Genomic DNA, 18147 nt, shown 5'->3' on the forward strand with positions numbered 1-18147 from the left:
GCCTCTCAGAATGTGTAATTGATGCCGACACCGAGCGCGCGTATCGTCGTGCCGGCGCCGGCGGAACCAAACACGCCGGCGACGGCGTAGTTGTAGTTGGCCAGCGGCTGGTTGCGCAGCAGTACGTATTGGCCGAAAAGCCTGAGCTGCTTGCTCCAGGCATAGGAAAAGCCGACCGCCTGTGAGGTTGCGCCCATACCCGCCGTCGAGCAGGTCACGCCATTGCCGGAGATCATGGTGCAGTCGCCGGCAAACGCCCGCGCATGACTGGCGCGCAGCTGCCAGGCGCCTATCTTGTGCGAGATGCCGACCAGGTAGGCGCGGCGGCGGTAGTCAGACATATCCGTCGAGGTGACGCTGGTGTTGATAACGCCGGATTCTGCATAAGAGAGCTCGTCGGCAATGAAAGACACCTTGGTGGCGCCGAAATCGTAGGCCACACCGAAGCGCACGCTGTAATCGTTTGACGAGGTACCCTGCGTAACGTGGGTGTTGGTGCCAACGCCGCGCGCGTTGCGGCCCAGGCTGGCGATGCCGAAATAGTTGATGTGCTGCTCTGCGGCTACCACGGCGGAGAAACCACCGCGCTCATAAGACAGGCTGCCGCCATAGAGGTAGCCGGTGTCGACGTCGGGTGCGGCCTTCATGCCGTTGTTCGAATACGCCAGCTTGAGCTGGAAGCCGCCGAACTTTGGCGTCCAGTAGCCGAACATGCCGGCCTGGCGGCGGTTGAAGGCTGCATCGTCGTTGTTGTTCACCGCGGCGGTGCCGACGGGTCCTGAGTTTCTGGTGATGCTGGTGGCAAAGCCCGGCGAGCCGATGATGTTGTAGTGGGCAGCACTGGTGGTCGCGCCGAAGGGGTCGAAGGAGTTGGCGCTTTCTTTCAGCGGCATGTCCCAGTTTCCGTACATCGCGGTGCCGGCTTTGGGGTGGGCCACAGCCACACCGGTGTTGCGCAGGTCCTGCCGGTGCGTCCAGTCCGGCGTGGAATCCACGCCCGCAGCGCCGGCGCTGAGCGACAGGCCCAGCTCCAGTTGCCATAGCAGCTTCCACTGTTCGTAAATGGGGATGCCGCCGCGTGCGCCTATATAAGAAACGTTGTCGCGCGCGCGCCAGAAGCCGGACATGTTGCGGCCGTTGGGCGTGGCCAGCTTGCTCTGGTCGGCCGGGGATGCGGGTGTTGAGGCTGTGCGGCTCACGTATTCGGGAATGATGCCCAGCGAGCCGTAAAACAGCGTGCCGTCTTCCGCCTCCTCGAAATCCTCGCCCCGACTGCCACTGCTGGAAGCCAGGCCGGTGAAAGCCTGTGGCGAGCCCGACACGGACAGCCACAGGCGGCGAGCGCTTTTCGGTTCGCTGGTCGGATTGACACCGGGCGAGAAGGCGAAGGTGGCGTTGAACACCAGGTCCTTGTTATAGACATTCAGCCCCACGCCGTAGCCGTAGCGGCTTGCGCGGTTTTCGCTGCTGTCCCAGGGTTTTTTGTTGACCGTCACGCGGCCCGCATCGGCAAACAGGGCGCCTTCCACGATGGAGTTGCCGAAGGTGCCCAGGGTTTTGCGCAGCTCCACCCGGGCCAGGATGCCCTGGTCACCGGCGGCCTCGCCGGACGGGTAGGCGCGCACGCCGTTGGAGCCGCCCAGGCTCATTTTTTCCGATGCATCCAGGTTCTTGTCGGCGTATTGCGCGTTCACCGAACCCAGCAGGGAGTAACCACCGCCCAGCTGTTGCAGGCGGCTGAAGGCCAGATTGAGCTTTTTGTAGTCGCCTGCCGCGTTCGCCGTGAAACGGTCCAGCGCGGCATCGTTGAGGGTTTCCTTGTTCAGGTGGCCCAGGCCCCACCGCACATTCCAGCTGTTGATGGCCTGCGCGCCCAGCCAGCCGTCGCGCCAATCGCCATAAAGGCCGGCGCTGATCACATTGGCGGACTTGTCTACTGTCGTGCCCGCTGTCGTGTCCTGGAAATGGCGGTATTCCGCCGCCAGCGACAGGTTGACATTGGCGCGCCGGCTGCGAAGCAGTGCGGCATTCAGGAACAGCGTGCTGATGCGGGCTTCGCCGTTGGCCTGCACCTCTTTGAGGTTCTTGCCGATGTTGTATTGCAGGCCCGCAAAACTGGCCCCGACCGACAGGCCCGTGGCGCCGATAGGCTGCACGTAGCTGAGACCGGCGATGCGCAGGCCTTCAAACGATTGTTGTGTGTTCAGGCTCAAACTCTCGCCCATGCCAAGGGCATCGTTGAGGCTGAGGCTGACGGACAAGCGATTGGAGCCGGTGTAGTAACTGCCGCCGTTGTCGATGCTGACGCGCGAGGTGATTGCGGTCATCTCGCTGATCTTGACGATGATGTCGGTAGCGCCCACCTGCGCCGAGGGGCGCAGGACAGCCTTGATCGACACACCCGCAATGTCGGAGATTCGCAGCAGCGTGTTTTCCAGATCACTTTCCTGGATGACATCGCCCGGGTGCAGCCTGGCCAGGTGGCGGTCAATGAGATCACGGCTCAGCCGCACGTTGCTGTCGGGCTCGGCGATCACCTGACCGATGATGCCCTCCCGGATACCGATGGTGACCATGCCATCGCGTATTTCCTGTGCAGGCAGATAAGCGCGTGCGACCAGGTAACCCTGGGCACGGTAGTAGGCGGTGAGCTTGGCGGCGGCTTTTCCGAGCCCGGCGAAATCAAGCTCGCGCCCCACAAACTCCTGCAGCTCGGCCTGAAGCACAGGTGCTTGCAATGACTGGTTGCCGCTCAACACAAAACCCGAAACCTTGACGCCCGGCCCACCGGCCGGCAAAGACGCTCCCTCTTCAGTGGCTTCCGTCTCTTTTTCTATGCGTGTGGGCGGCTGCGTTGCCGCCGGAGGGTTGACGTTTTCAGCCGGCGAGAGTTGCTGCCGGTTGGCATCAAACAAAGTGCCGGCGCTCGGTGGCGTCTGGGCATTGACCGCGAACGGAGCGGCGGCAAGCATCGTGCAGATCTGGGACGCCAGGATCTTTCGCCGATGCACGGCAAAGCGTGTTTTTTCCATGAATGTCTCTTGTCTCTTTTTGTCTTCTGTTTTTTGTCTTTTGATCTGCCTGCCTGGGTGCTGATTTATTTTTTTTTGGTTCCGCCGTTTTGCTGCTATTTGCCGGTCACCGGGAAAATCTTCTCGACGACGGCCTTTGACTCAAAGATGCCCGCCGCCTCGTGCCCGGCTCCCGGCACCACGATGGCCTCGCGCGTCACAGGTGTGCGCCACTTCACGGCCAAAAATTGTTCGTAACGCAGATAGTTCCGGTGGCGGTCCAGCCGGTCGGTCCCCTGCATGCCGGCGCCGCAGGATTTGTCGAGCGACTTGTAGGCGGGGTCGTTGTCCTTCGCGCCCACCAGGTAGAGGACATCACGCGACGCATAGCGCTTGAACAGCTGTTCGCCGTCCAGGCCACGCCCGTAGTCGACCATGTTGTCCGGGCCGTAGCGAAAATTGTTGTAGCCGGGGCAAAGAATGTCGCTCATCGTTTTGAAGCTCCCACCTTCTGGACGGTTGGCGTCCAGGTACAGATAGGAAGACGGACTGGAAATCACATAGCGCACTCGGATGCCCGCCTTGCGCAGTGCCTCCTCGCTGTTGTTCAGCACGGCATACCGTTGCATCAACTGCGCCCCGGCCGAGTGGCCGATGAAGACAATCTCCGTGAGTGCAGGAAAGCGCTTGCCCGTGCTCAGGTAGCGGGCAATATCGTCCAGCACGCCGCAGGAGTTGATGGCCTCCGGGCCGCGGGAGGCCTGGCACTGCATCCAGTTGCCACCGCGCCAAAGCGGAATCTTGCTGTCAGGCGACGGGTCTGATTGCGTCAGGAAATGGGGCACCAGCAGCAAAGTGTTGGATCCGTCGAGCCGCGCGGCTTCGAGCAGCCGCAGGCCCACGTCAAAGTAGCGGTCGGCATCGCGCTGCACGCCATGCAAAACAATGACCGCGCGGCGGATGCCGGCGCCGGGCTGGCGCAGGTCGATGTTGGAATAGGCGGCAAAGGGATAAGCGGCGCCGGCGGCTTCCAGCTGAATAAGCTGTTGCGCGGGCTGAGCAGCCGCTTTGTCGTCCGCCGCAAAAAGAGGCGCCCCGGAAAGGACCAGGCCCATTGCCACGATCATCTGGAACCATTGCTTGCGGATACGCGTCATGCCTCTTGTCTCGCTTTGTCAAAAATGCGGGGCATCGAAAAGGACGACGTATCACGCTCGATGCCGGCTTCGGCATACGCGCGCAAATGGATCACGAATCCAGCGTCTCCTTAACGACCTTCTTTGTCAGTCACCGGATGGGGAGGCTGAAAATCCGCCTGAAAACCCGGTGCTTGCTTGTTCTTTCGGCGGATTCTAGGGAGACGTTTACTGCTTGTAAAATATCTTGATTTACATGGATTCATACTTTCAAAGTATGAATATGGCGATTCACCAAACGCAGATGGATCGTTATAGGGCGCTATGGGGCGCAACACTGCCCGCCTGGCGGTAATGCAGGCAAGCGAGTTTGAATCCGTCAAATGGGATGCCTGGAAATTGTCGGCATGCAAGTCGACAACGAGGCTTATGTGATTGGTGCGGCTGGCGGGGATCGAACCCACGACCCTTGGCTTCGGAGGCCAATACTCTATCCACTGAGCTACAGCCGCAACGCTGGAAATGACTTGGGGCCCTTCTTCACCTGTTTGTAATCAGGGTGAAACGGGGTGCCGGCATTGTCTTTGCACTGTGCGTGTGGTCTGCATCGCACAGGAAAGAAATCGATTCTACCAGCCGGTGCGGCGCATACCCGGCGGCGAAAGGCCCCCGGCTATAATCTGAGGTTGCTGAGCAGATGCCACGATCAGCCCCGCGATAGCCCCCGATTTAAAGTTTTTGAGGACGCCATGAGCGCAAACGACCACACCACGGCCCACGAAGAAGCCCACACTGGCCCGATCAAGACGCCCCAGCAGCTGCTGGCGGCGGTTTTTTTCTCTTTTGTTGTCCCCGTTTTCGCCATCATCGGCCTGGTTTATTACGTGGCTTCGGCCAACAAGACCGCGCCGGGCGCAGACGACGGCGCCAAAGTCGTGGCCCAGCGGATCCAGAAAATCGGTACTGTTGAAATCCGTGATGCAAACCGCCCGCTCAAGTCCGGCGAAGAAGTCTACAAACAGCAGTGCGTCACCTGCCACGGCTCTGGTGCGGCTGGTGCGCCCAAGTTCGGCGATGCCGGCGCCTGGGCCCCTCGCATCAAGACGGGTTTCGACACGCTCTGGCACTCGGCCCTGAAGGGTAAAGGCGCGATGGGCGCACAAGGCGGCGGCGACTTTGAAGACGTCGAAATCGGCAAGGCCGTGGTTTACATGACGGCAGCCGCCGGCGGCAAGTTCGCTGAACCAGCGGCTCCCGCCGCAGCAGCAAGCGCCGCCAAGTAAGCCGCACTGCACTCCCTAAAAAGCCGGTTTTGACCGGCTTTTTTTACGCCTCCAGAACCAAATAGGCCTGCAATCCAAGCAAGGCAAGCGTATGTGGCTACTTTTTTTGTAGCGCCTGCGGGCTGCGCACATAACCGAAGCGCGCCGGCAAATCACGCACGGGCGACTCTTCAGGCACCCACAGGCCCTGCTCCACCGCGTCGGCGGCATAGGTCATGTCCTGGGTATGAACCAGGCCAAAGCCCAGGTCGGTCTCCAGGTACACCCGCCCGGCTTCGTCCACGATGCAGCGCTGGGTGCGCGCGGCCTGCCCGGTGTGCGAGGTGATGGAAAAAGAAGGGGCCAGGCCGACACGCCAGATCCACGGCGTGGCTTCCAGCTCCACATACACACGCTGCGGGCCATTTTGAAAGAACCATTGGCCGCCGGCGTCGCTCTCGTAATTGCGCTGGATAAAGTCGATCAGCTTATCGTGCTTGAGCAGCGAGCCTTTGGCTGCGGCATTGCGCGCGGCCTCGGCGCCGGGAACACCGCCAAAGGGCCCGGCCGCCTGCGCTCTGTCGTCGCGCATATACCAGTTGCCGCGCGCGTCCAACCCGAGCCAGCCGTAGCAGTCGGGTACGTTGGGCCATTTCGCGATGGCCTGGCGAACGATGTCATCCATGGGGCTATTTTGCGCCGCGCCGCAGGCACGCCAGTATCAAGGCGTTCAAAGGTGCGCCGCCAGAAAGCTGGTCACCGCGTCCGGCATGGCGCGCACATGCCCCGGGAACGGCGGCGACGGAAACCCGACATGCCCGCCCTGCGCGGGTTGCCAGAGCGTGACATGGCTGCCGGCGTCCGCCGCCTGCGGCAGGCTGGCGGCCGGCACAAAGGGGTCGTTCAATGCATTCAGGGCCAGCGCGGGCACGGCAATCCGGTGCAGATGGGGCTTGGCGGAAGCGCGCGACCAGTAATCGTCGGCATTTTTAAAGCCGTGGACAGGTGCGGTGAACACGTCGTCAAAGGTGTAGAGGTCGCGCGCGGCCAGCAGGCGCTCGCGGTCAAACAGCCCCGGATGCTGCTCGAGCTTTTGGAGCGCCTTGGGCACCATGGTCTTGAGGAACATGCGCGTGTAGACCTGCCGATTGAATCCCCGGCCTATGGCCCAACCGCTGGCGGTGAGATCCAGCGGTGAACACACCGAGGCAACGCCGGCGACCACGTGGCGTGCCTCGGCGCCGATCTCGCCGGCCCAGCGCATCAGCGCATTGCCGCCCAGCGAGATGCCGACAGCGACGACAGGCCCGCCATGCTGCTCGGCAAAGCGCCGCAGTATCCAGTCAATCTCCGCAAAATCGCCTGAGTGATAAGCGCGCGGCGCCAGGTTGAGTTCACCCGAGCATCCGCGGAAATGCGGAATCGCGCAGGCCCAGCCACGCTCCCGAGCCGCATCGGCGAGTGCTTCGGCGTAATGGCTGGCCGATGAGCCCTCAAGCCCGTGGAACACGACCAGCAATGGCGTTTTCGCAGTGCCGGCTTCGCCGGCCGCATCACCTGTGATCAGCCAATCGACATCGACAAAATCCTCGTCGGGTGTCGTCCAGCGTTCACGGCGAAACAGCGGTTGTGGCCCCAGGTACCTGCGCGAGCGCAAGGCGGCCCAGATGGTTTGCAGGTTGCCGCCCGGCAGCCACCAGGGCGCGGCGTAGTTCATGGCCGGCGGCACGGGGGCGGGCATCAATGGAGGACGGTGGGTGTTTCCGACACTTCCTGCATTTCGCGCGGCGTGCCGGGGCTGGCATGGTGGGCCACCATGCGCCAGCCTTGGGCTGTCTTGTGATAAACGTTGGTGGCAATGACGTAGGCATGGCGCGGGCCTTCTTCAGTCAGCACCTCGATGCGCTCGAGCACACTGTGCACGCTGGCGCTCATGGTTTCCACCTTGCGCACCTTAATGGGCTGGGCGCGTATGGTGCCGTTGGAAAACATTGCGTCGAAGGTCGCGCGTATGGCCGCAGGGCCCACCAGGCGGGCGCCGCCCGGGTGCACGCAGATGATGTCGTCCTCATCGCCCCAGCAGGCCATGAGCTTTTCAATGTCACCGTTTTGCAGCGCCTCATAGAAAGCCGCTTCGATGTCGTCGGCGTTTCCGGTGCTGGCGGGCGGGACTTTGGGTTTGGGCATGAAGGCGATCGAAAGGGGCCGGGGCCGAAATGGCGTCAGTCCGGCCTGGCCGGTACTGCATCTGTGGGTGAATTTTGCTCGGGATTGTGCGTTGCAGCAAGCCATGCCAGAACGACCTGGCGCATGGTATTGCCGCCTATGGCTCCGTCGCGTTGGCCGCCCCATCCGGCTGCGGTGCTCTGGTTGGCTTGCCACAGCAGCTCAGGCGCGGCTACGTGGGTGCCCACAGGCAGCATTGCCAGGGCGGTGTCGATAAATTCAGCGAGCTTGGCGGGCCGCACCGGCTGCTCAGCCGCCGGAATCATGAATTTGAGGACCGACAGCATCCATGCGGCGGTTCTCTCGAAAAGATTTTTGCCTGATGCAGCTTGCTCCTTGCGCGCTGAACGCACCAGCAGAACGCGTTCAAAGCCCATCGCGGCAACCGCGTGTTCATCCAGGTCGGCCAGGCCGCGCTTGAGCGCATCGGGCAGCCGGCCCGATGCGTGGGGAACCACCACGACCAGGGTTTGCACGCCACAGCGCTGGAGCCAGCGGGCCAGCTCGGGCATTTGCGCCGGTGTCGGCGTCCAGAGCGTGCGCTCACGTCCGTAATACAACCGCGGTGGCTCGAACATGATGAGACCAGTATGGGCGGGCAAAGGCCTCACGGCCCACGCTTCAATGGGTGCAGGGGCGCCCGCCAGCGCAATGCCCACGCCCGACAGGCTGGTGGCCATGGCCTCGGTCGCTAACACTTCGGTGTGGGCATAACGGCCGCTGCCCACCAGACGGCGCAGCACTTCGTTGCCCAGCACGCCGGTGGCACCCGCGACCAGCAGACGCGGTTTGGCAGCCGATACGGCGGCCGGATGCAAAGAAGCCTTCATGGCCTGCAATGGACTTGCCGCGCCCGGTGAATGAGGGATCAGGGACATTCGACTATGTTAGTGTTGCAACCTGCATTTTCAGAAGGTAGCACCATGAAATCCCGCTTTTTCAATTTGCTCATCGTCGGCTTGCTGGGCCTGCTGCTCACGGGTTGCGGTTACAACGACTTCCAGCGCCTGGACGAGCAAACCAAATCGGCCTGGTCTGAAGTATTGAACCAGTACCAGCGCCGCGCCGACCTGGTGCCCAATATCGTGGCCACCGTCAAAGGTGAGGCCGCTTTTGAGCAGGATACGCTGACCAAGGTGGTGGAGGCGCGCGCCAAGGCCACGTCCATCCAGGTCACCCCTGAAACCCTCAACGACCCGGCCGCTTTCAGCAAGTTCCAGGCAGCGCAGGGCGAGCTGGGCAGCGCGCTCAGCCGCCTGATGGTGGTGAGCGAACGCTACCCCGACCTCAAGGCCAACCAGGGCTTTCGCGACCTGCGCGTGCAACTGGAAGGCACCGAGAACCGCATCACCGTGGCGCGCAACCGCTATATCCAGACCGTGCAGGAATACAACGTGCTCGCGCGCAGCTTTCCGAGCAACCTGACGGCCATGATCTTCAGCTACAACGTCAAGCCGAACTTCACCGTTGCCAACGAAGCGCAGATCTCCACGCCGCCGGTGGTTGACTTCAACAAGAAGTAAACAGCAACCGGCCTGGCTGTGCAGCCACCAATGGTTTCTTTGACGTGCCACCGCGGCGCCCGCTGGATGCTGGCGCTGCTGCTGGCCGTCTGCTTGCCGCTAACGGCCTGGGCGCAGGGCGTGCAAGCCGTGCCTGCGCTCACGGCGCACGTCATGGACAGCACGGGCACGCTGGACGCCGCACAGCGCAGCGCGCTGGAAGCCAAGCTCACCGCCTTTGAGCAAAGCCGTGGCGCGCAGGTGGTGGTGCTGATCGTGCCGACCACCCAGCCCGAAGACATTGCCGCCTATGCGCAGCGCGTGGGTGACACCTGGAAGATCGGGCGCAAAAACATCGGTGACGGCCTCTTGCTGGTGGTGGCCAAGAACGACCGCAAGGTTCGCATTGAAACCACCAAGGCACTCGAAGGCGCGATTCCCGACCTGGCCGCGCGCCAGGTGATAGACACCGCCATCACGCCGCGCTTCAAACAAGGCGACTATGCCGGCGGTCTGGATGCGGCGGCCGACCAGCTCATTGCTCTGATCAGCGGAGAGAACCTGCCGGAGCCCGAACAGACGGGCAGGAGTGGCGGCGGCAATGACGGTTTCGAGTGGACCGACCTGGCGGTGTTTCTCTTTTTTGCCGTGCCGATCGCCGGGCGCATCGCGGCGGGCGCGCTCGGGCGCAAGTTCGGATCGGTCGCCACCGGTGGCGTGGTCGGTGTACTGGCCTGGATCTTCACCAGCAGCCTGATCGTGGCGGGCCTGGCGGTTCTGGTGGGTACGGTGTTTGCGCTGGTGGCCAGTCTGGGTTCTTTCGGCCGGGGCGGACGCTCTTCGGGCGGCTGGACGACGGGCGGCTTTGGCAGCGGCGGCGGAGGTGGCTGGAGCAGCGGCAGCAGCAGCGATGGCGGCGGCTTCAGCAGCGGCGGTGGCGGCGATTTTGGCGGCGGCGGCGCTTCGGGGGATTGGTAGGCATCATGCTCGGCAAGCTCAACACCTTCATCAAACACCTGTGGCTGGACGCTGCTGATACAAAGCGCGCCATTCCGGCGGACATGCTCAAACGCCTGGCGCAGCGTGTGGCGGCCAGCGAACGGCGCCACAGCGGCGAGATTCGTATTTGTGTGGAAGCCTCGTTGCCCATGAGTTACCTCTGGCGGCTGGGCAAGCACCACTCCATAGCCCAGCTCACGCGTCAGCGGGCCGTCACCATGTTCGGCAAGCTACGGGTGTGGGACACCGAGCACAACAACGGTGTACTGATCTATGTATTGCTGGCAGAACACGCCATTGAAATCGTGGCCGACCGCGGCGTGGCGCGGCACGTGAGCCAGGCGCAGTGGCAGGCGATGGTGGCGCGCATGGCGGGCGCTTTCCGGGAGAATCGCTATGAGGACGGCCTCACGCAGGCGCTGGAAGAAACCTCTGCGCTGCTGATGGCGCACTTTGCAGAACAGTCTTCGTCAGGCAAGCCCAACGAATTGTCCGACACGCCGCTGCTGCAGTAACCGCCGTAAATACCGCAAATGCCCGATGCACGGCGCCTGAAGGCAGCCGCTCACGACGACATCAGAACAGCCAGGGCAAACAGTGCCGTCAGCACCAAAAATGCACGGCGCAACCATCTCTTGCGCGAGTCTGCCTTGCCGGGTTGAGACGAAGCTTCTTCCCCCCACATCAGACTGTCCAGCATGCTGTTCATGTTTTCACCTTGTCAGTTCGGTTGAACTCCTGTGCTGACGATAAGGCGCGGCTGGCGGTCCCCGCTGTCATTTAGGGTATCGAGTTGTTACTTGAGGCGTTTGCGCCACATCCGGCGCCTCCCGTCAGCGATCTCCCCACTTGCCACGGCCCCACAGCCGGGCTAATGCACCAAACAGGGTTCCAATTCAGGTAAACGCCGTCCACTTGCGTTCACTGAGTGCCGACTCCACCACTTTTTCGATGAAGCGCACGCCCCGCGCACCGTCTTCAATGCGCGGATAGTCCGCAGCCAGCGGATCGGCTTTCAGCCCGGCTAAATGCGCGCGGATATCCGCCGCGACTCCCAGATACACGTTGGCAAACGCCTCAATGAAGGCCTCCGGATGCCCCGCAGGCAGCCGGCCAGCGAGCCGGGCCGATTCGCACAGCCACGGCGAGCCGCGCGTGAGAATGCGGCGCGGCCCATCAATGGGTGAATGCACAAGCTGGTTGGGCTCTTCCTGCCTCCAGGTGATCGTTCCCAGCGTGCCAGAGACCTGAAGGCGCAAGTCGTTTTCAACGCCGGCCGCAACTTGTGAGGCGATGATCACGCCGCGCGCGCCATTGCTGTACCGCAATAACAAATGGCCGTCGTCATCGAGTTGCCGGCCTTTGCCAAAAGCGGTCAGGTCGGCGCAAATACTCTCAAGCGACAGCCCCGTGACCGTGGCGGCGAGATTTTCCGCATGCGACCCGATGTCGCCCATGGTGCCTGCGCTGCCGCTGCGCGCCGGGTCCAGGCGCCAGCCGGCCTGCTTGTTGCCTTGCTCTTCTACCGCCGTGGCCAGCCACCCCTGGTTGTATTCCACGGTCACCTTGCGTACTTCGCCGAGCACACCGGTGCGCACAAGATGGCGGGCTTCACGCACCATGGGGTAGCCGGTGTAGTTGTAGGTCACGCCAAAAACCGTGCCGCCTTTGCGCACAAGCTTCACCAGCGCTTCGGCCTGCGTGCTGTCATGCACCAGCGGCTTGTCGCAGACCACATGAAAGCCCGCTTCGACGAACGCGGCTGCCACCTCGTAGTGCACATGATTGGGCGTGACGATACTCACAAAATCGATGCGCTCTCCGGGTGGGCGGCGCTGCTCATCGGCCAGTAACTCCTGCCAGCTGCCGTGGTTGCGGTCGTCAGCCAGTCCCAGGTCCTGCCCTGAGGCGCGGGCCTTTCCGGGCTCGGATGACAACGCGCCCGCCACGAGTTCAATCTGCCCGTCGAGCGCCATCGCCTTGCGATGAACCGCACCAATAAATGCATCGCGGCCCCCACCGACCATCGCGCAACGTAGTTTTCTTTCAAATGTCATGGTGCCCACTTCGCTCTTTACGACCGGTCTCGCGCAAACACGGCGTCAAACGCGCCGGCGGCGGGCTTAAAGTCCAGCCGTTTGCAAAAAGCCGCGCTCTCAGTGGCACCGTGGATACGGTCCATGCGGCTGTCCTCCCACTCCACTGACAACGGCCCCTGGTAGGCAATGTCGTTGAGCGCAACAATGATGGATTCAAAATCGATCATGCCGCGGCCCACACTGCGAAAGTCCCAGAACCGGCGCGCATCGCCAAAACTGGTGTGGCCGCCAAACACACCGACGGTGCCGTCGCCGCGGCCCCACCAGACGTCTTTCATGTGCGCGTTGTAGATGCGGTCCGGAAAAAGCCGCAGGAATTTGATGTAGTCCACGCCTTGATAGCCCAGATGGCTGGGGTCGAAGTTGAAGCCGAAACGCCTGTGGCCCTTGACCGCCTCAATGGCACGCTGCGCCGAGGCGATGTCAAACGCGATTTCCGTGGGATGCACTTCGAGCGCGAAGTTGATGTCGTGCTTTTCGAACACGTCGAGGATGGGTAAAAAGCGCCGCGCGAAATCGGCAAAGCCCTTGTCCCAGTAGGCTTGCGTCGTCGGTGGAAAGGCATAAATCGAATGCCAGACGGAGGAGCCGGTAAAGCCGGTAACCGTTTTCACGCCAAAGCTGGCGGCCGCCCTGGCCGTGTCCTGCAGTTCGATGGCCGCGCGGTTGCGCACGCCTTCCGGATCACCGTCGCCCCATACATGAACCGGCAAAATGGATTGATGGCGCTCGTCAATCAGGTCACACACCGCCTGGCCGACCAGGTGATTGCCGATGGCGAAGCACTGCAAACCGTGCGCCTCCAGAAAGGCGCGTTTGTCTTTGACGTAGGTGCCGGAGGCAAGTGCCTCCTGCACGTTGAAGTGATCTCCCCAACATGCAAGCTCCAGCCCGTCATAGCCCATGCGCTTGGCCAGCGGGGCCAGCTCCGCGAGCGGCAAATCGGCCCACTGGCCGGTAAACAGGGTGACGGGTCTGGCCATGCTGTCCTCGAAAGATATTGAAAAGTTAACACCGGCTCAGGGCTGGCGCGATGCCAGAACCCCGAGATTCAGACATTCAGGCCGCACTCAGAACGGCGAGTTCGGGTAGTAGAAGTCTTTGGCATTCTGCTTGGTGATGAGCACCGACGGAACGATGTTGTTCGCCGGCAACTTCTGGCCCTTCAACCGCGCCTCGCCGGTCATCTTGATCGCGTCGTACATGAACTTGGGCGAATAGGACACGTTGGCCTGAATCAGCGGGTCGCTGCCATCCATCAGCGTCTTGATCGCACCCTTGGCGCCGGCGCCACCGAACACAATCTTGATGTCCTTGCGCTTGGCCTGCTCGATGGCCTTGAGCACGCCCACCGCCATGTCGTCATCGGCGGCCCACACCGCATCGATCTCCTTGAAGCGCGTCAGGAAATCCTGCATTACCTTGAAGGCGTCGTCGCGGTTCCAGTTGCCGTGCTTGGCGTCCAGCAGCTTGATGCCCGGGTGCTGTTTCATCACGGCATTGAAGGCATCCATGCGCTCGTTGTCCAGCGTGGTCGGGATGCCGCGCAAGGCGACGATGTTGCCTTTTCCGCCCAAGGTCTTGGCGAGGTACTCGGCCGGAATCTTGCCGAAGGCCGTGTTGTCGCCGGACACGTACGCGTCCTGCGCGCTGGTGTCGGTCAGGCCGCGGTCGACCACCGTCACGTAGATGCCTTTAGCCTTGACCTGGGCCACCGGCTTCGTGAGCGCTGCGGATTCGAACGGGAACACAACCAGCGAGGTAATCTTGTTCACCGTCACCAGATCCTGCAGCTGGTTGGCTTGCTCAGAAGCGTTAGCGGCCGTCTTGACGATGACCTGTATGCCGGGATTGGCTTTCTCCAGGTCCTTCTTGGCTTCATTGGCCCAGTACACGGCCCCGGCCATGAAGCTATGCGTGGCAGCTGGCATGGACACACCCAGCACTTCCTTCTTGGCTTGCGCCATGGAGGGTGCGCTCACCGCGAGCGCGGCTGCGCTCATCGCTGACAAGGCCAGCCTGCGGGTAATTGCTTTCATTTGTCTGTCTCCTTTGAATATCGTTAAAAGAAATGGCAGCTTGCACCACCGGCGGGGAAAAACCAGCAAGAAAATCTAACGTTTGCCGCGCTGCATGAAAGCGACGGCGATGATGACAAAACCCTGCACTGCGGCGTTGAGGTAGACGCTGATGATGCTGGTGAGGTTGAGGATGTTGCTGATCACCGAAAGCAGGATGGCGCCGACCACCGTGCCGGTGATGCTGCCCGCGCCGCCCTTGAGCACGGTGCCCCCCACAATCACTGCCGCAATGGCTTCCAGCTCCCACAGCAGGCCCGTGGTTGGCGAGGCAGAACCGAGCCGCGGCACATAGAGCAGGGTGGCAATGCCAACACACACACCCAGCAGCACGTAGGTCAATATCTTGATGCGATGGACATCAACCGCGGCGTAGTGGGCAACCTGCTCGTTGGAGCCGATGGCCTGTACATAACGGCCATAGGCGGTACGGTTCAGGATGACACCACCCACCAGTGCAACCAACAGGAAGATCCAGACAGGAAAAGGCACGCCCAGCAGATTGGCGTAATACACAGGGCTGTAAATATCCGACAGCTCGTTGTCCAGCGTGATGGCGCCGCCGTTGGAAAAATAGGTCAGGTAGGCGCGAAAGATGCCGAGCGTACCCAGCGTGACGATAAATGGCTCAATGCGGCCCTTGGTGATCAAGAGGCCATGCGCCAGCCCGAAGGCCGCGCCCAGCACCACCGAAAGGACCATGCCCGCCGCGACCGCCATGAAGGGCGAGCCCAGGGCAGGCGCCATGGCATTCATAAAGAGAATCACTGACCCGGCGATCAGTGCAGCCATGGAACCCACCGACAGGTCAATGCCGCCAGAGATGATTACAAAACACATGCCCACGGCGATGATGCCGATAAAGGCCGTGCGGGTGAGCACGTTCATCAGGTTGTCGTAAGTGGCGAAGTTGCCATTGAGCAGCGTGCCGGCAATGCACAGCAGCACCAGGCCGGCGACCGGACCAAGTCCGTGCAGTGCACCTGACCAGTGGGCCGTCGAGTGCGCCGGGCGCGGCGTGTCAGCGGGTTCCTGTTGCATGGGCTATCAACTCCTCTTCTGTCAGTTGGCCGTCCTGCAGGGTGCACTGAAGGCGGCCGGCGCGCATCACGGCGACGCGGTGGCACAGCCCGATCAGCTCCATCAGTTCGGACGAAATCACGATGACGGCCAGTCCACGCAATGCCAACTGCTGCACCAGACTGTAGATATCGCGCTTGGCGCCGACGTCGACACCGCGCGTGGGCTCATCCAGCACGACAACCGACGGCGCGGGGTGCAGGACTTTGGCGAGGGCAAGCTTCTGCTGGTTACCGCCCGACAAAGCGCTTGCATTGACCTCCAGTGACCCGGCGCGGATGCCGTACTCCGTCGTCGCCTGCTGCAAGGCATCGCGTTCTGCTTTGGGCTTGAGCCACGGCGTGGCATATCGCTCAAGCGCCATCAAGGTCAGGTTTTGCCGCAGGCCGAAGTTGACGTGCAGGCCCTTGCCTTTGCGGTCTTCGCTGAGGTAGGTCAAGCCCAGGCGCGCCGCATCGCGCGGGCTTCGCAGATTCACCTTGCTGCCTTTGAGTTCAACCTGGCCGCTACTGCGCTCACGAATCCCGAGCAGACCTTCAAAAAGTTCGGTACGCCCCGCACCGACCAGACCGGCAAAACCGAAAATTTCCCCAGGCTTTACTTCAAAGCTCACTTCGCTTGCCCAACCGGGCACGGTCAGGTTGGTGACCTTCAAGGCAGGCGCCGCTTGAGGCGCCGCCAGCTTGGACGGGAAGAGGTCGGCGAGTTCGCGGCCCACCATCAGGTTGGCCATTTCGTGCTTCGTCAGTGACGGTGTCGGTTCCCGCGCGACCAGCCTTCCATCGCGCATGACGATGACTTCGTCCGTCGTGCGTTCGACTTCATCTAGCTTGTGCGAGATATAGATGATGGTGGTGCCCAGCGCCTTGAGCGAGGCCATCAGCTCGAAGAGGCGTTCGGTCTCGCCGGGCGTCAGTGTCGCGGTGGGCTCGTCCATGATGAGGAGCCGTGCATGGCGCGCCAGCGCACGCGCGATTTCCACCAGCTGCTTTTCCGCCACGATCAGCTGGCGCACTCGCGTATCGGGATCGATCTGCAAGCCGACCTGGGCCAGCGCTTTGCGGGCTTCGCGGCGCATCAGCCCATCGTCCAGGAAGAAGCCCCGCTTGAGTTCGTGGCCAAGAAAGATGTTCTGCGCCACCGTCAGGTCTTCCGCAAGATTGAACTCCTGATGGATGAGCACAATGCCGAGGTCTTCCGCCTGGCGTGAGCCGCTGAAACGGCGCGCCGTGCCGTCCACCAGCAGGTCGCCTGCCGTCAGGCCCTCGTAACCGGCAAGAATCTTCATGAGCGTGGATTTGCCGGCGCCGTTTTCTCCCAGCAAGCCATAGATGCGGCCGGGCTCCAATGCCAGGCTCACACCATGCAGCACCCGCACCGGCCCGAATTCCTTGACGGCTTCACGAAATTCGATGGCGACACTCATCGCGCCACTCCCGATGCCTTGAGACTTTCCTGCATGGCGAGAACGCCCGCCCCCACCAACCCCGCGTCGTCGGCCAGGGGCGTGTACTGGATTTCCAGTTGCCGGGTGGACAGTGCAAGAGAGCGTTGATAGACGCTCTGGCGGACCGAGGCCAGGAACAGGGGTCCCATTGCGGCTATCCGCCCTGCGATAAAGACATTGGACGGGTTGAAAAAATTGACCACCGAGGCCAGCATCTCTCCGACCAGGTTTCCGGCGCGCTGGATGATGGCATTGGCCGCAACATCGCCGGACCGGCTGGCCTGGGCAACGTCTTCGGCGGTCAGCACACCTTGAGCCGCCAATCGTTCGGCCAGCAATGGGCTGCGCCCGTCGCCGGCCGCCTCTGCCGCCATGCGTGAAATGGCCTGCGCACCCGCCATGGCCTCCACACACCCCCGGTTGCCGCAATGGCAGAGCGGCCCGGAACGGTCAACACAGATGTGCCCGACATCACCCGCCGAGCCGTTGGCCCCGCGGTACACCTCGCCATGGACCACAATGCCGCAGCCAATGCCGGTGCCGATTTTGATCACCAGAAAATTCTGCAGGCCGCGCTGAAGCCGCCACAGTTCGCCCAGGGCCATCAGGTTGACGTCGTTGTCCACAAAGACGGGCGCGGCGTAGTCTTCACGCAGGTAATCACGGATCGAGAAGCCGCCCCAGTCGGGCATCAGCGGCGGATTCACCAATTGGCCCCGCTCAAAGTCAACCGGGCCGGGCACACCGATGCCAATCGCGATCACCTGCTGCGCAGTCAGTGCGCAGCGGTCGAGCAGTTCCCGCATCAGTATTCGCATGCGCGCCAGCACCACGCCCGGTCCCTGGCGTACATCAACAGCCTCGGCATGGCGTGCGAGCACGGTCAGGTCGGGCTTGAGAACCGCCAGCTGCATGCCGGTGGCGCCAAGGTCTACGCCTATCAGGACGCCCAGCGACGTGCTGAGCTGAAGTGTTTCCGCGCGGCGGCCGCCTGATGAGTCCTGTAAGCCGACCTCGTCCAGTAGACCCTCATCCAGCAGGGAGGCCACCATCGCATTGGCCTTGCTCTTGGAGTAGTCCAGCCGTTCTGCCAGAGCATGGCGCGACACGCCGGCGGACCAGAAAATGGTCGTCAGCAAGTCGAGATCATCCGCACTGCGGTTTTGCCAGGTCAACAAAGCCCTTGTCTCCAGTCTTGCACCTGTTCGGTGTCTTTGAAGATCGTAGGACGCTCACTTCAGCCACGCAAGACTTAACTTAGACCTTTTTTTGGCTGAAGTTACGCCGCTAGTGGCCATTACTTGGGA

At 62.2% G+C, this 18147-nt stretch carries 17 protein-coding genes and 1 tRNA gene; 4 read left to right on the forward strand and 14 right to left on the reverse strand.

Features of this window, described 5'->3' with window-relative positions:
- Positions 1-5: 5 nt before the first annotated feature.
- The 3 genes from BM408_RS13200 to BM408_RS13210 all read right to left on the reverse strand — a co-directional run bounded on the left by BM408_RS13200 (position 6) and on the right by BM408_RS13210 (position 4659).
- Complete coding sequence (locus tag BM408_RS13200) at positions 6-3032, reverse strand: porin (RefSeq protein ID WP_092130324.1); 3027 nt, start codon at positions 3030-3032, stop codon at positions 6-8.
- 95 nt (positions 3033-3127) lie between these two features.
- Positions 3128-4168 (reverse strand): alpha/beta fold hydrolase, encoded by a 1041-nt coding sequence (locus BM408_RS13205; protein WP_092130325.1) that lies wholly within the window; start codon positions 4166-4168, stop codon positions 3128-3130.
- 415 nt (positions 4169-4583) lie between these two features.
- Positions 4584-4659, reverse strand: a tRNA-Arg gene (locus tag BM408_RS13210).
- A gap of 237 nt (positions 4660-4896) precedes the next feature.
- Between BM408_RS13210 and BM408_RS13215 the strand changes: the two genes are divergently transcribed.
- A complete protein-coding gene (locus tag BM408_RS13215; RefSeq protein WP_092130326.1) occupies positions 4897-5430 on the forward strand; it encodes a c-type cytochrome in 534 nt (177 codons plus the stop codon).
- Positions 5431-5527: 97 nt separating this feature from the next.
- Here BM408_RS13215 and BM408_RS13220 read toward each other — a convergent pair whose 3' ends face one another.
- The 4 genes from BM408_RS13220 to BM408_RS13235 are packed head-to-tail and all read right to left on the reverse strand — an operon-like array spanning position 5528 to position 8513.
- Entirely contained in the window at positions 5528-6094 is a 567-nt protein-coding gene (locus tag BM408_RS13220; RefSeq protein WP_092130327.1) for a DUF2946 family protein, read from the reverse strand.
- A 45-nt stretch (positions 6095-6139) separates the two neighbouring features.
- Positions 6140-7126 (reverse strand): YheT family hydrolase, encoded by a 987-nt coding sequence (locus BM408_RS13225; RefSeq protein ID WP_092130406.1) that lies wholly within the window; start codon positions 7124-7126, stop codon positions 6140-6142.
- Between the two features lie 23 nt (positions 7127-7149).
- Positions 7150-7596, reverse strand: coding sequence for a YybH family protein (locus BM408_RS13230; protein ID WP_092130328.1), 447 nt, complete (start codon positions 7594-7596; stop codon positions 7150-7152).
- A 35-nt stretch (positions 7597-7631) separates the two neighbouring features.
- On the reverse strand, positions 7632-8513 hold the full coding sequence (locus BM408_RS13235) for a hypothetical protein (RefSeq protein ID WP_092130329.1): 882 nt from the start codon (positions 8511-8513) through the stop codon (positions 7632-7634).
- Positions 8514-8558: 45 nt separating this feature from the next.
- Here BM408_RS13235 and BM408_RS13240 point away from each other — a divergent pair, with 45 nt between their 5' ends.
- Genes BM408_RS13240 through BM408_RS13250 form a run of 3 tightly spaced genes read left to right on the forward strand, consistent with a single transcriptional unit; the run spans position 8559 to position 10651 of the window.
- Positions 8559-9158 (forward strand): LemA family protein, encoded by a 600-nt coding sequence (locus tag BM408_RS13240; RefSeq protein ID WP_092130330.1) that lies wholly within the window; start codon positions 8559-8561, stop codon positions 9156-9158.
- Between the two features lie 30 nt (positions 9159-9188).
- Positions 9189-10115, forward strand: a complete 927-nt coding sequence (locus BM408_RS13245) for a TPM domain-containing protein (protein WP_092130331.1) — start codon at positions 9189-9191, stop codon at positions 10113-10115.
- A 5-nt stretch (positions 10116-10120) separates the two neighbouring features.
- Positions 10121-10651 carry a TPM domain-containing protein gene (locus tag BM408_RS13250; RefSeq protein WP_092130407.1) on the forward strand — a complete coding sequence of 177 codons (531 nt, stop codon included), beginning with the start codon at positions 10121-10123 and terminating at the stop codon, positions 10649-10651.
- Between the two features lie 50 nt (positions 10652-10701).
- Here the strand turns inward: BM408_RS13250 and BM408_RS22930 are convergent, their stop codons facing one another.
- The 7 genes from BM408_RS22930 to BM408_RS13280 all read right to left on the reverse strand — a co-directional run bounded on the left by BM408_RS22930 (position 10702) and on the right by BM408_RS13280 (position 18018).
- Positions 10702-10845 (reverse strand): hypothetical protein, encoded by a 144-nt coding sequence (locus BM408_RS22930; RefSeq protein ID WP_175541781.1) that lies wholly within the window; start codon positions 10843-10845, stop codon positions 10702-10704.
- A 187-nt stretch (positions 10846-11032) separates the two neighbouring features.
- Positions 11033-12193: a Gfo/Idh/MocA family protein gene (locus tag BM408_RS13255; protein ID WP_092130332.1), complete on the reverse strand. Its 1161-nt coding sequence runs from the start codon at positions 12191-12193 to the stop codon at positions 11033-11035.
- A 17-nt stretch (positions 12194-12210) separates the two neighbouring features.
- Positions 12211-13218, reverse strand: a complete 1008-nt coding sequence (locus BM408_RS13260; RefSeq protein ID WP_092130333.1) for a sugar phosphate isomerase/epimerase family protein — start codon at positions 13216-13218, stop codon at positions 12211-12213.
- A gap of 87 nt (positions 13219-13305) precedes the next feature.
- Positions 13306-14274: a substrate-binding domain-containing protein gene (locus tag BM408_RS13265; RefSeq protein ID WP_092130334.1), complete on the reverse strand. Its 969-nt coding sequence runs from the start codon at positions 14272-14274 to the stop codon at positions 13306-13308.
- A gap of 75 nt (positions 14275-14349) precedes the next feature.
- The gene (locus BM408_RS13270; RefSeq protein ID WP_175541782.1) at positions 14350-15354 is read right to left on the reverse strand and encodes an ABC transporter permease; all 1005 of its coding nucleotides are present in this window, start codon (positions 15352-15354) and stop codon (positions 14350-14352) included.
- On the reverse strand, positions 15335-16819 hold the full coding sequence (locus BM408_RS13275; RefSeq protein ID WP_092130335.1) for a sugar ABC transporter ATP-binding protein: 1485 nt from the start codon (positions 16817-16819) through the stop codon (positions 15335-15337). The genes BM408_RS13270 and BM408_RS13275 overlap by 20 nt, the downstream gene beginning before the upstream one ends.
- On the reverse strand, positions 16816-18018 hold the full coding sequence (locus tag BM408_RS13280; protein ID WP_254774804.1) for an ROK family transcriptional regulator: 1203 nt from the start codon (positions 18016-18018) through the stop codon (positions 16816-16818). The genes BM408_RS13275 and BM408_RS13280 overlap by 4 nt, the downstream gene beginning before the upstream one ends.
- Positions 18019-18147 lie beyond the last annotated feature (129 nt).

The sequence above is a fragment of the Polaromonas sp. YR568 genome, assembly GCF_900116715.1.
Lineage (GTDB): Bacteria > Pseudomonadota > Gammaproteobacteria > Burkholderiales > Burkholderiaceae_C > Polaromonas.